This window comes from Weizmannia sp. FSL K6-0777 (assembly GCF_038593185.1).
In the GTDB taxonomy this organism is placed as follows: domain Bacteria; phylum Bacillota; class Bacilli; order Bacillales; family Bacillaceae_C; genus Weizmannia; species Weizmannia faecalis.
Genome location: NZ_CP151971.1, coordinates 311,820 through 325,484, shown reverse-complemented (window position 1 = coordinate 325,484; position 13,665 = coordinate 311,820). Strand labels below are relative to the sequence as shown.

At 48.3% G+C, this 13,665-nt stretch carries 11 protein-coding genes and 1 riboswitch; of the genes, 5 read left to right on the top strand and 6 right to left on the bottom strand.

Annotated elements, in window-relative coordinates; translation table 11 throughout:
* Nucleotides 1-444 precede the first annotated feature (444 nt).
* Nucleotides 445-2,280 (top strand): glutamine--fructose-6-phosphate transaminase (isomerizing), encoded by a 1,836-nt coding sequence (gene glmS / locus NST70_RS01620; RefSeq protein ID WP_026684856.1) that lies wholly within the window; start codon nt 445-447, stop codon nt 2,278-2,280.
* A 295-nt stretch (nt 2,281-2,575) separates the two neighbouring features.
* A complete protein-coding gene (locus NST70_RS01615) occupies nt 2,576-3,517 on the top strand; it encodes a cation diffusion facilitator family transporter (protein WP_342475557.1) in 942 nt (313 codons plus the stop codon).
* On the opposite strand, the gene NST70_RS01610 is transcribed toward NST70_RS01615, so the two are convergent.
* Nucleotides 3,509-3,736, bottom strand: coding sequence for a hypothetical protein (locus NST70_RS01610; RefSeq protein WP_225620943.1), 228 nt, complete (start codon nt 3,734-3,736; stop codon nt 3,509-3,511). The genes NST70_RS01615 and NST70_RS01610 overlap by 9 nt on opposite strands.
* 498 nt (nt 3,737-4,234) lie before the next feature.
* Nucleotides 4,235-5,128 (bottom strand): NERD domain-containing protein, encoded by an 894-nt coding sequence (locus tag NST70_RS01605; RefSeq protein ID WP_061565029.1) that lies wholly within the window; start codon nt 5,126-5,128, stop codon nt 4,235-4,237.
* A gap of 215 nt (nt 5,129-5,343) precedes the next feature.
* Between NST70_RS01605 and NST70_RS01600 the strand changes: the two genes are divergently transcribed.
* Entirely contained in the window at nt 5,344-6,279 is a 936-nt protein-coding gene (locus NST70_RS01600) for an EamA family transporter (RefSeq protein ID WP_046721597.1), read from the top strand.
* 124 nt (nt 6,280-6,403) lie between these two features.
* The gene (locus NST70_RS01595; protein WP_026685146.1) at nt 6,404-6,628 is read left to right on the top strand and encodes a hypothetical protein; all 225 of its coding nucleotides are present in this window, start codon (nt 6,404-6,406) and stop codon (nt 6,626-6,628) included.
* A gap of 291 nt (nt 6,629-6,919) precedes the next feature.
* Here NST70_RS01595 and NST70_RS01590 read toward each other — a convergent pair whose 3' ends face one another.
* Both NST70_RS01590 and NST70_RS01585 read right to left on the bottom strand, forming a co-directional pair.
* Nucleotides 6,920-7,960: a GGDEF domain-containing protein gene (locus NST70_RS01590; RefSeq protein ID WP_046721611.1), complete on the bottom strand. Its 1,041-nt coding sequence runs from the start codon at nt 7,958-7,960 to the stop codon at nt 6,920-6,922.
* A gap of 78 nt (nt 7,961-8,038) precedes the next feature.
* A riboswitch (cyclic di-GMP riboswitch) is annotated at nt 8,039-8,124 on the bottom strand.
* 483 nt (nt 8,125-8,607) lie between these two features.
* Nucleotides 8,608-10,200, bottom strand: coding sequence for a long-chain-fatty-acid--CoA ligase (locus tag NST70_RS01585; protein ID WP_017550704.1), 1,593 nt, complete (start codon nt 10,198-10,200; stop codon nt 8,608-8,610).
* 232 nt (nt 10,201-10,432) lie between these two features.
* On the opposite strand from NST70_RS01585, the gene NST70_RS01580 reads away from it, so the two are divergent.
* Complete coding sequence (locus tag NST70_RS01580) at nt 10,433-11,536, top strand: glycerol dehydrogenase (protein WP_061565028.1); 1,104 nt, start codon at nt 10,433-10,435, stop codon at nt 11,534-11,536.
* A gap of 725 nt (nt 11,537-12,261) precedes the next feature.
* Here the strand turns inward: NST70_RS01580 and NST70_RS01575 are convergent.
* Both NST70_RS01575 and NST70_RS01570 read right to left on the bottom strand, forming a co-directional pair.
* Nucleotides 12,262-12,792, bottom strand: a complete 531-nt coding sequence (locus NST70_RS01575) for a YbaK/EbsC family protein (protein ID WP_013858205.1) — start codon at nt 12,790-12,792, stop codon at nt 12,262-12,264.
* Nucleotides 12,793-12,936: 144 nt separating this feature from the next.
* The gene (locus NST70_RS01570; RefSeq protein WP_013858204.1) at nt 12,937-13,563 is read right to left on the bottom strand and encodes an NAD(P)-binding protein; all 627 of its coding nucleotides are present in this window, start codon (nt 13,561-13,563) and stop codon (nt 12,937-12,939) included.
* Nucleotides 13,564-13,665: the final 102 nt, after the last annotated feature.

The window sequence follows — 13,665 nt, the reverse complement described above, 5'->3', positions numbered from 1 at the left end:
GCCGGGAATAGGAACAGTGCAAGGCCAATACATCTTAAAAGAAGGGACTGGTAAAGTTTTTGATGAAAGACTTGACAGCAACTTCATCTTCCGTATTTGGCACTGCATTTGTCCAGCGGGCAAGTGGGACAACCGTCCGGAACCGATATACTTTCGGTGAAGGTTCGTGTCCGCCTACTATTTGAAGCCCCGGACTTATCTGAGGCCAGGTTTGGATAAGTCCGTACTGGACGTCATCTGAATATCAGATTTGGATGAGGCAAAAGGCGCAATCCGATCGGGTTGCGCTTTTTGTCCGTGTGCTCGAATATCCCTCCTGGTATACTTTGGAAATTCTGGCATTGCTGCCTGCAGCACAATCGCTTTATTCCCCGCTCGGTTCATGTTAGCATGAAGATAGGAATACACGTGATAGAAGGAAAGCGATACGTTGAGGTGAAGAAGATGAGTGGAATCGTTGGGTACATTGGCAGACATTCGGCACAGCCGGTTCTGCTCGATTGCCTGAAAAAACTGGATTACCGGGGCTATGATTCAGCAGGCATTGCCGTCTCCGATATGAAAACCATCGGCGTCCGCAAAGAAAAAGGGCGCGTCGAAGATCTGGAAGCTTCCCTCCAGCTCGAACCGATTCCCGCCGGATGCCTTGGGATCGGCCACACAAGGTGGGCATCACACGGAATGCCGACCGTTGAAAATTCCCATCCGTTATGCGATGAAGAAGCACGTTTCTACGTTGTTCATAATGGAATTATTGAAAACTACCAGCAATTAAAAAAATTCCTTATCGCGCAGGGGCATCGTTTACAAACGGACACCGACACAGAAGTCATTCCGTATCTTCTCGCGCATTATGATACCGGCAATTTTGAAGAAACCGTGCGGATCGTCATTCCGCAATTAAAAGGTGCGTTTGCGCTTGCAATCATGGCAAAAGATCACCCGAACCAGATTATCGCCATTTCTTATGATAATCCGCTCATTATCGGCTTTGGCAGCGGGGAAGCGTATCTCTCCTCAGATATCCCGGCGCTGCTTTCGTATACAAAAGAAATTTATCCGATTAAAAACGGCGAAATGGCCATTTTGACCCAGACCAATGTGGAAATTAAGACACTTTCCGGGGAGAAAATTGTGCCGGAAAAGACATCCGTGCGCTGGAACCAAGACGAACTCAACCTGCAGGATTACGGTCACTACATGTTAAAAGAAATCATGGAGCAGCCGGAAGCAATCAAGCGCACGTTAAAAGACCGGCTGACAGAAAGCGGTGTCGTCATTCCGGAAGTGGACGATTTTTTCGCAAAGCGCAAGCTTACAGATCCGGAAAGGATCATCATTGTCGCAAGCGGCACCTCCCATCACGCCGGCATGATCGGCAAAAAGATTCTCGAAACCATGCTTGATATACCGGTTGAAGCCGCGATTGCATCTGAATTCAGATGTGAGCACGGGCGGTTGGACGAAAAAACGCTCGTCATTGCCATCAGCCAATCAGGAGAAACGGCTGATACAATTTCCGCCTTGAAAGAAGCGAAAAAGTCAGGAGCGGCGGTGATCGCGATCAGCAATTACCGGAAGAGCACGCTGGCGCGGAAATCGGATTGCGTGATTTATACGCATGCAGGCCCGGAACTGGCGGTTGCTGCAACAAAAGCCTATACAACCCAGATTACGGCGCTCGTCCTGCTTTCGATTGTTCTGGCAAAAAAACTGCACGGTTCCGGCGAAGGCCAAATCCCTGCCTTGCTCGATGCCCTTCATTCACTCGCTGATGACGTGGAAAAATGCCTGGTGATGACGCAGGATGCCATCGACCAGTTTGCACAGGTCACAAACGACCAGGAGCATCTATTCCTGATTGGCCGCGGGCTCGATTATGTCCTGGCGCTTGAAGGGGCGCTCAAACTCCAGGAAGTCGCCTATCTCCATGCGGATGCCTACGCGGCAGGAGAAATGAAACACGGCACAATGGCTTTGATCACGCCGGGTGTTCCGGTCATTGCCCTTGCCACCCAGGAACATTTGCGCGACAAGGCCATAAACAATATTAAAGAAGTAAAGGCACGTGATGCATATGTCGTCGGGATTACGACCACGGGAGATGACGAAGTGAGCGCCGTCGTGGACGAAGTGCTCTACATTCCGGAAGCACACCCCTTTCTCATGCCGGTCCTGGCCGCCATCCCGCTGCAGCTGCTTGCTTATTATGCCGGCATCGTGCGCGGCTATGACGTTGACCGCCCACGCAACCTAGCGAAGAGCTTAACCGTTGAGTAAAGGGAAATCGTGTTAAACTTTTTCAGGCCGTGCCTTTCACACAAAAACCGCCGGGGAAAAGGATTCTGGCGGTTTTTCTCTTTTAGGGCAGGCTCCTATTTGATTTTTTATCATATAATAAGCATTATAAATGATTCTATTTCTTTTTGTTTACAGCAATAACCCCTAATCCATATTGATTCCCATTCTCAATTATTCAAAAAAATTTATATTAATTGAGAATAAACGCTATTCTTTTTCGTTTCTTCGTGCTACAATACAGGTGAAAATAAGTTTATTTAGGAAGAGGTGTGCGATGATGCCGGAATATGATTATCACCACCTTCCCCATGTCAAAGTCCAGTCCGCATCAAAAAAAGCATTATGGGCAACGCTCGTCCTAACCTTGTTTTTCATGTTTGTTGAAATTGCCGGTGGCCTGATTTCGCATTCGCTTGCTTTGCTTTCCGACTCGGCACATATGGCTTCTGATGTCATTGCGCTCCTCTTCAGTATACTTGCTTTGTTCATGGCGACACGCCCGCCAAACTGCAAATATACATTCGGCTATTTGCGGTTTGAAATCATCGCATCGTTCCTGAACGGGCTTACACTCACGTGCATTTCAATCGGTATTTTCATTGAAGGGATCAATCGCCTCGTCCATCCGCAACCCATTGATTTTAAGTGGATGTTTATCATTGCAGTGACCGGGCTTGTTGTGAACATCATCCTCACCATTGTGCTGCACCGGAGCACAAAAGAAGAAGAAAACTTAAATGTCAAAAGCGCGTTATGGCATTTTATTGGTGACTTATTGAATTCAGCCGGCGTGATTGTTTCCGCCCTGCTCATTTATTTTACGGGAATGAATTTCTTTGATCCGCTCATCAGCATCGTGATCGGCGGCATCATTTTTTACGGCGGTGCCAAAATCATCCGCGCTTCCTATTTGATTTTGATGGACACGGTGCCGGAAGGGTTTGATTTAGAACAGATCCGCACAGATATGTATCAAATTGAGGGCGTTGAAGACGTCCATGACATGCATCTTTGGAACATTTCTTCCGACCATTGTTCTCTGACCGCCCATGTATTTGTCAGGCATTCATCCGAACCGATGCGCGTCATTTTGGCTGTAAATCAGATGCTCGAACAAAAATACGGCATCCGCCATACGACCATCCAGACAGAGGACCCCACCATCCATGATCATACCGATTATCTCCGGCAGAAAGACCGGACCGTTTCACTGTAGCTGCTGCTCAGCAGTTACAGTTTTTTTGTTTTCCAGCCAGACAATCCATTTGTAAAATCCGACCACACTGAGCAAAAGGAACGGATTTACGAGTGCCGAAATGGTGAAATTCCACCATCCGTAATGAAAATAACCCCATGGTGCCGGCAACAGGGTGATCATCTCACACCCCAGCATCAGCACTTCCCAAACGGCAATATAAAAAACCTTTTTATCCATGCTTTTCCAAACGGGAACCAGTTGAGATATAAAATATTGACAGGCGGAAGTAAACAAACCAAACCCGGGAGATTCTCCCAGTCCACTCCCTTTGTAAAATACCAGTAGCCATGGTACTTGTAATCGATATATACATCAAAAACCAAGTGGGAAGCGATGGTGAACGTCCAAATCTGTACGATCTGCCCGGGAGAAAGCCGCTTTTTTACACAAAAAACAGCCAGATTAAATCCAATGAGGGAAACAACATACCCAATCATGTTTGAGCCTCGCAATCAGCGTTAACGTTTTTTCAATAGCTTATGTTACCCGCCAATTTCTATACAGTCGCCAAATGGGCAGTGAGGGAAGGTATAGATTTGGGCCTTTTTACTTGTACGCCAGGTCCAGTTTGCTTCCCCGGTGGCGATTGGCGGATCAAAGCAAGGGCTGTGCACACATCGTTCTGGTTGGAGACTTTTTCCGATTGCGCCCTCCAGCTAAAATCGCACTGGTGTACTAATGCGCTGCCTCGCGCACGATTTTTGCCGCTGTTTGCGCATCCACGCGCAAAAATGAACAAAGTGCCTCATCCGGCGCATCCTGGCCAAAAAGCAAATAGAACTCTTCTATCGCTTTACGGTGCGCATCTTTACTGGTATGGCCGCAAACCTGGCAGTGCCACATGCCATTATTAAAATCCATTTCGAAACGGCGGCACACTGGGCACCCGACCCCCGTATACCATTCGCTTTGGTCAACCGGCCACGGAAAGATCCCCGATTTTTCGTGGCATTCCAGCAAATGCTTGTGCCATTTTTTAAAATGCTTGCTGTCCAGGACCGGCTGGCTGTATGTGTCCTGCATCTTTATAGCTTTATAAACAGCCTGGCTTGCCGGGCAGATCTTCAATTCGTCTGCTGAATTGACAACAGGCATTTTCAGCTCGGCCTCCTCATGGCAAAGGACAAGCAAATACTCCAGCGTCAATTCGGGCAAATGCCGCATACGGGCCCATGTACATAAGATTTCTCTTTGTTTTTGCAGGCGCGCAAACGGTTCCGGCCAGCCTTTTTCCTTCCCGCCTTTTTGCTGGATAAGCTGGGAAAAAGCCGGATCCGGAAAAATCACGCCGGATAAATGGGTGTAGCCTATAATCAAAACAAGATTCCGTGTAAGAATTAACCCGTCCAGGCATGTATTTGCAATGGGCAGTGCATGGTAAACATGGAATTGGTCGGACGGAAGAATCTCCAAAAAACGGTCTGCCCGCTTCTCCCTTTTATATTTCGCCCTCCACTTTTTTACATCCTCCGCAATCTGCCCATACAGCGGATGCCTTTTGGGCAGCCTCCCCAGCAACGCCTCTCCCGCCCGGATTTGTGCGGGATATTCCCGCTGTTTTACAATCACGTCCAACTTCCCCTTTTTCATGATTTTATTTATTTTATTCGCTGCGTGGGAGGAAATATGTTAAAATTAAGAATATTATAGTGGGAGGTGCTGTTTGTGCGTCTGTATCTTGATCTGTTTGAAAATGACCAGCCTGTTCGTTCCTGATGCGGGGGACGAACAGCCGCTTCAAAACCCCCGTCTGGCTGTTAGATAAAAAATAAAGACGGAGGTTGATGACTGTGAAAAACAAATGGGCAGGTGCACTTTGCCTCGCACTTGCATCCGGCATCTGGGGCGGGATGTATGTGGTCAGTAAATATGTCTTAAACTTCGTACCGCCGCTTACGCTTTTATGGCTGCGGTATATGATCGGTTTTGCCGCACTGTACGCGATATTGCATGCCGGCAGAAAGAAAAAGGAAAAGGTAAGCCTTACAAAAAAAGACTGGCTGCTGCTCGCCTGGATCGGGTTTATCGGCTATTTTGCATCCGTTGCCATGCAGTTTATCGGGACGCAAAAAGCGGACGCCCATACCGGCGCGATCATTACATCCGCTTCTCCGGTTTTTATCGTGATATTCGCGCGCTTCATTTTAAAAGAAAAATTGACCGCGCGCAAAATACTGGCGCTGATTACCGCATCCGCGGGCGTTGTCATCGTGATCGGCTGGGACATTCACGTGCAAACCTATTTTTGGGGCAGCCTGATTCTGGCTGGAGCGATGATTACATGGGCACTTCTGTCCGTTTATGTAAAAGTGGCTTCCTGGAAAATGGATTCGTTAACCATTACAACATATGCCATTTTGTTCGGGCTGCTGTTTACAACGCCTTTTGCCGCCCGCGAAGCCATGATGGCCTGGCCTGTATCATCGGGCGGTTTTTGGGGGATGGCAGGTATTTTGTATCTCGGCGTCATCTCTACAGCCGGCGCTTTCTTCTTGTGGAACAAAGGGCTTGAAATGGTAGAGGCCGGCAGCGGGTCACTGTTTATGTTTTTGCAGCCTGTCACTGGCTCTTTTCTCGGCTGGCTTTTGCTCCATGAAAGCCTGAACGGCCGCTTCTTTCTCGGCGGCGCCCTGATTCTGGCTGCAATTGCCATTTCGTTGCTCCCAGAAAGGATGCGCCTCGCACCCCGGATGGAAACGCCAAAAAATATATCGGATTAAAATAGCATCATAAGGCAAGGCCTGTCGCACCGGTCTTGCTTTTTTGTTTCTTTTTTTGCAAATTTGCAGGAATTTTTGCCGCTTTTATCGAAAAGGGAATAAAAAGGTTCCGGGAGGCAGAACAATGGATCGGTACAGTTGCTTGGCATATCTTTTGTTTCAAACGGATGATAACACGGTAAAAGAAGCGGCAATCCGCCTCGTACAGGGCAGCCTTACGCTCGAGGAGGCAAAAAGCGACAGCACGCTCAAGCCGTATTTGGAAGCCTGTGAAAAACGGCTGAACATACAGCCACCGGATGCCGAGCAGGTTTATGCATTTATGGAAAATTATATATACGCCGTATAAAAAGCATCTGGCAGGGCAAACCGGCGAACTTCTAAATGGCAGTCCCCGCTTAGGCTCCGCAAGCGGAAGTGTGCCGCCGCAAACGTATGCCCTGCCTCGCGTAGTGATTTTGCAAATTTTGAGGTTCGTCCGCGGTTATAGGCACTCTCCATGCCAAATCGCATACCCCAGTTTATGAGCAGCAAGTCTGTTAATTAAATGGACTACCGCTGTCATACGGTTTTTTGATTGCAAACCCGCCAGCTAAAATGTTCGCCACATGCAATGAAGAAAATCCGCCTTTTCCCTGCCTTACAGCACCGTAATCCGGTTTCTGCCCTGACCCTTCGACTTGTACAGCCCTTCGTCCACCCGCCTTACAATGGTTTCTGCTGTATCCCCCGGTGTATATGCAGTCACACCGAAACTTGCGGACAGCTTTCCCGCATGCCCAAATGAATGGCGGCTAATGCTTGCTTTCAAATATTCCGCCAGTTCCTCTGCCTGGGGCAATTCATCCTTTGTAATGATGATGAATTCTTCACCGCCCCAGCGTCCGATGTAATCATTCGCTGAAATCACCCGGGAGGAAAGACGGACAAATTCCTTCAGCACCTCATCTCCTGTCTGGTGCCCGAACTGGTCATTCACCTGTTTAAAATAGTCGATATCGAAAAAAATCACGGAAAATGATGTGCCGGTTTTGTCCGCGTGTTTAACCGCAGCATCCAGCCATGCCTGCACCTGGCGTCGGTTGGCAATCCCGGTCAAAATGTCCGAATAAGCCTTTTTCTTTTCCTCTTCCAATTCTCTAAATACTTTTAAGAGATAATGAGAAATGCAAAAGATGGCGATATAGACGAGATTGGCAAGGTAAAAGATCAGCATGGATATTTTATAGTCAAAGGAAAAATGGCGGAACCGCGGCATTCCGATCAGAAGCGTAGTCACGAACAAAGCGAGCGAATAAATGATCCCGTTCCGCTTTTTCAACGTGATAAAAATATAGAGAAATAGAAGCGGGCTCCAAATGATCGAAATTCCGATGGCTCCCTCTTTTCCCGGAACCATGTATTGAAAAACACAGTCCATCACGATGGCAAGATAATAAACCGTGAGGATCACGAGATTCACATAGTCAAACAAGCGGAAATAACGCTTGAAAACCATGCAGATGAGAAACAGAGCGTTCCAGGCAATCAGGATCCGCGTCGTGGCGAGATAAAATAAAGCTGTACGGGTGCCTGTGTGAGGGACCAAATTGTAAATCGCAAGGGCAGCGATCAAAAGCGGGCTGATCCAAAGATAAAGGATTCTTTTAAAATCTTCCAATGTCTCGATTTTCCTGCCCATTTCCGCCCCGCCTTTCTGATCAATCTCCGGGGAACTTGCAAACGAAAACAAAGGCCAAACTTCGGCTTTTCACTGCGCATTAGCAACTGGCTGGCATGGTTAGAAAACCGGTAGCCCCTGTAGTTTTGCGTCTCCATTTTTCAATGGATTTGCCCCTTTGATATAGGTCTTTTATCCTATTATACTGTATTTCTGTCCAAAAGAAACCATCAGTCAAAGGATAAGAAAGGGCAATTCGGTTAAAATTTGCCGTCTGCAGCTGCTGAAATCGTTTATGGCGATTCCTCCAACGCCCCCCGCCTCATCGCTGAAGCAAGGGGCATGGATGTGAAATGTTTTCCTCTGTTTTACGCCGAAATGTAACGCGTTGTCCTGTGCTTTTCGGCGGCCTTGCGTTTTGCCGGATCTGTTTCAGACATGTTCATTAGGGCTTGCTGAGTAAGCAAAATTTCTAAATTGGAAAGGAGGCTGACAACTTTATTCAAAATTTAAATGCAAGCGTTTTATAAAAAATCGAGGGAAAAGCTTGCACTCGAAAGCTGATTCAACGTATTAGAGAAGACAGAATCACGCATTGTCGTAGATAGATTCTTCTGAGCTTGCTGATCAATTGGGACAAACGCAGAATCGGATTCGTTCAGCAAGCCCTAATTTACAAACCGCTCTGTTTTCCCGAGCTTTTCCCAGTATTCATTGCGCAGGCGGACTTTCTGGATTTTGCCAGATGCCGTTTTCGGCAACTCATCCACAAATGTCACACCCGTCACGGCTTTGAAATGGGCAAGCCTTTCCCTTGAAAAACGGATGATGTCTTCTTCTGTTGCGGCCGCATCTGCTTTCCGGACGACAAACGCATGCGGGGTCTCCCCCCATTTTTCATGTGGAACAGCAATCACCGCTGCTTCAAGGACAGCCGGATGCTCATACAGCACTCCTTCCACTTCTATAGAGGATATATTCTCTCCGCCACTGATAATAATGTCTTTTTTACGGTCGACGATATCGATATAGCCGTATTCATCAACGGTCGCCATATCCCCTGTATAGAGCCGCCCGTTCCGGATCGTTTTCATCGTTTCTTCCGGGTTTTTCCAGTATCCGAGCATAACACCATGGCCTCTTACCGTGACCTCGCCGATTTCTTTCCCGTCATGGGCCACTTCTTCGTCATTTTCCCGTAAAACCCGGACATCGCTTCCGATCATCGGAAACCCGGCTTTCGCCCGCAACCGCAATTGTGTATCACGGTCCAGCCCGCCAAGCTGCGAACGAATGACAGATACAAGGGTGAGCGGTGTTGACTCCGTCATGCCGTACACCTGGATGAATTCCCAGCCGAGTTCTTTTTCCACGCGTTCCACAAATGCGGGCGGCGGTGCAGCTCCGGCGATGACAACACGCACGTCCTGTTCAATAGCGGGATGGTGTTCCGCGTTGTACTGCAACAGGCTGTTCAGCACAGTTGGCGCCATATGCACCACCGTCACATTATGCCTGATGATTTCCGTGAAAATGGCTTCCGCCGACGGTTTGCGGAGGCAGACATGGGTCGCCCCGTTTGCTGTATAGTAAAACGGCGAGCCCCATCCGTTTACATGGAACATCGGGAGCACATGCAAATAGACATCGCGGTCCGTAACGCGCAAATGGTGCATCGCGCTTAATGCATGCAAATAATTATTACGGTGGGTAAGCATCACGCCCTTAGGATTTCCGGTCGTCCCGCTCGTATAAAGCAGGCTGCACACATCGTTTTCATCGAGGCCGGCACGCGGGAACGGATCCGGCGGAAATCTGTCCAGCCAGCGGTCATAATCAATTTCAGCACAGTCATCCTCTTTATAGTGGATAATAATTTGCTCCACCGTTTCAAGCTCATCCTTTACCGGCTCGATCAAATGGTACATCTCCTGGTCCACAAACAATACTTTCGATCCGCTGTGATTTAAAATAAACCGGTAGTCTTCCGGGGTCAGCCGGATATTCAGCGGCACCATCACCGCCCCCAGCTGGAAAATCCCGTAAAAGCCTTCCAGCATTTCCACTGTATTCGGCGCGAGATAGGCCACCCGATCCCCTTTTTCAATGCCAAGATTTTTTAACCCGTACGACAGCCGGTTCACCCTTCCGTTCAGCTCCCGGTATGTAAACGCCCGGTCCCCGCAATACACCGCTGTTTTCCCGCCGTACAAAAGCACCGCGCGATCCAGAAATTCCGTCAACACCAATGGCACGTTCATGGACTCCCCTCCCATTTTCATTTTCTCCCTGTTTCCCCTTGCTGTTTAAAAACCAGCACTGTTGTATAACAATATTATAAAATTTTTTGAACGCGTTTTCAATCATCATATTTATTTGTTTTTTTATAACATCGGATGATCTTATTTTCACATCTTTTACCTTGGTTTCCGCTTACATTTTTAATATAATGAGAGTGTAGAAAGAAAAAAATTTTAGGAGGCAGTACATGTTATGAAAATTCCTGTAAAATCCGTTACATCGCCGAAAAAGTTTATCGTAGGGAACGGCCTGCTTGCCAATTTATATGCGTACATAAAAGATTTGGGCGACAATGCCTATGTGATTTGTGACGAATTCATCCTCGGCCGCGCAAAAGAAGAAGCCGGAAAATCTGTCCGGGAAGGCGGCGGGAAAGCAACTTTCGAACAGTTCAATTATCAAACCACCCAGGAAGAAGTAGACCGTAACCGCCGGCTTGCACGTGAAGCAGGCGCCAATGTCATTGTCGGCATCGGCGGCGGAAAAACGCTTGATACCGCAAAAGCAACCGCTTATTATGAAAAACTTCCGGTTGTCATTTTTCCGACGATTGCCTCCACTGACGCACCGTGCACGGCCCTTGCCGTTCTTTACAAAGAAGACGGCGCTTTTGACCGTTACTTGTTCCTGCCGAGCAATCCGGATGTCGTGCTCGCAGACACGGAAATTTTAGCTGCAGCACCGGTCCGCTTTTTCGCCGCCGGGATCGGGGACGCGCTTGCCACTTATTTTGAAGCGCGCGCCTGCTACGCGGCAAACGGCGACAACCTTGTTTTAATGAAGCCATCCCTCACCGGCCTGGCCATTGCCCGCACTTGCTACGAAACGATTCTCGAAAACGGCGTAAAAGCAGTGGAAGCCGTGAAAAACAAAGTGCCAACCCGGGCGGTGCAGGATACCATTGAAGCGACCATCTATTTGAGCGGTGTCGGTGCGGAATCCGGCGGTCTTGCCGCAGCACACGCCATCCATAACGGCATGACAGCTGTCCCTGCCCTCCATCGTGCACAGCACGGCGAAAAAGTGACATTTGGCCTGCTCGCACAGCTCGTCCTTGAAAATGCACCGAAAGAAGAGCTTGAAACTGTCATCCGCTTTATCAAAGCAGTCGGCCTGCCGCTGACACTGAAGGACCTCGGCGTTGAAGAATTTGTAGAAGCCGAATGGCGGAAAGTGGCGGAAGATGCCTGTGCCGAGGATGACACAATGGGCAACGAACCATTCCCGGTTACGCCTGAAGATGTGTACAATGCCATTGTTGCCGCCAATGCCATTGCCGAAAAGTACCATGATTAAATCAAAGCAGCATATGTGAATCCATCACAAAAACGACGGGAAAACACGATCGTGTATCCCGCCGTTTTTGTCTATATCATATGAACTTAAGTTAGGACTTGCTGAACAAATCCAATTCTGCGTTTGTGCCCAATTTGTTAGTAATCTCTAGAAAAATTCATCTTTGAAAATGCGATTCTGTCTTCTCTATATATTGAATCCGCTATCAAGCTTTCTTCACATAGAGTACGTCTACGTTAAGGAAGCACGGAAAATTGAAGGTCTTTCTTCACATAGAACGCGTCTACGTTAAGATAGCATGAAAAATTGACGGTCTTTCTTAACATAGAGCCCGTCTACGTTAAGGAAGCACGAAAAAAAGATGACCTTTCTTCACATAGAGCCCGTCTATGTTAAGGAAGCACGGAAAATTGAAGGTCTTTCTTCACATAGAGGGCGTCTACGTTAAGGAAGTACGAAAAATTGACGGCCTTTCTTAACATAGAGCCCGTCTACGTTAAGAAAGCACGAAAAAAAGATGGCCTTCCTTCACATAAGGCGCGTCTACATTAAGAAAGCAAGCAAAAACGAAGGCCTCGCATTAAATTTATGCCAAAGCTGTCAGCATCCTTGCCAAATCTAGGAATTTTGCTTATTCAGGAAGCCCTAATTATATATCAAGCATTTTCCGGCGCGTACCCGGGGCCTCTTTCCATCTCAAAGGCAAGTCTGAAGCGACACGTAGATTATTGCGGATCCGATAAGACACCAGTCCCAGCTACTTGCTGGTAATCTTCCACCGTTTTCCAGCCCTTGCAGACGTCCACCCATTTTTCGGCCTTCCCGTATGTATACAATTCTTCGCAGGTCAATTCAATTGCCGAGTTGCCGCTCCCGCATGCCGGAAATACGGTCGTGAACCGTTTGAGTGAGACGTCCATATAGACCGGCAAATCTTTTTTCAAACCGAACGGGCAGACGCCGCCGACAGCATGGCCGGTATGCTCAAGCGTTTCTTCCGGTGACAGCATCCGCGCTTTCCCGCCGAATGTTTGCCGGAATTTTTTATTGTCGATTTTCGCATCTCCCGCGGCGACAACAAGAAGGGCTTCTTCCTCACCGGTACCCCTGAACGCAAGCGTTTTTGCAATCCGTTCCGGTTCCGTGTCCAGCGCCTCAGCTGCAAGTTCAACCGTCGCACTTGATGACGGCAGGACGCGCACATCTTCTTCCCGGTCCCACTGCTTAAAATAAGCTTTGACATCTTCCAATGACATATGGCGACACTCCTTTTTGTGAAAATTTTTAACCCCATTGTAACGGAAGCCATTCCGGGTTGCAAACGGACTGGAAAATGGGTTTGCCAAGTTTTTCGCCGGGCACACCGGCTGATTTCCCAAAGCTGCAGCTTCATTCGTCTTTCAACGGGTATTCCCCTGTATGCGGCTGTGAAAGAAAGACAAGATTTCCTGCTGCTTTTCAGGCTGGCGGTATGCTTCTCCAAGCAGCTTCTCCAGCCACTCGCTTTTTTCCGATGCAGAAAACTGCGGCTGCTTCAGAAGCTGGCGGCACTCATATAAAAAATCCACATATTGGGCGTAGTTCGTATCATAATGTTCGGATAATTCATTTGCAATTTTGGAAGCCAGTTTCGGGCTTGCCCCGGCTGTAGAAACACTGATGGAAAGCCTGCCCTTTTGGAAAAACGCCGGAAAAGCAAGGTTGCCATTTCCCGCATGGCCGGCATCGTTCACGAGGGCTTTGGCCGGGGCATGGGCAACAATCCGGCTGTTTGTCTCCGGATCATTTGTCGCTGCAATAACCACATCGGCCTGCCGGATGTCTTCTGGTTCGAATGTTTTCTGTTTCCAAATGAATGCGCGTTGTTGAGCCATAGCCTGCAATTCATCGTTCAGGTGCGGGCTCACGACGGTAACGTATGCCCCCGCTTCCTGCAAAAGCCGGAATCTGCGTGCCGCAACTTTTCCACCGCCGATAACAACAGCCTGCTTCCCGTCTAAATCGACCATAACCGGTACCCAAACCATTCCTGATCTCCTTTCCAGTTTATCCATTGCAAAAAGCCCGCCGTTCTCCCTGCTTGGCATGCTCCCATTCCAGCGTTTCCTGGAAAGCCGGAATCGGGTAAG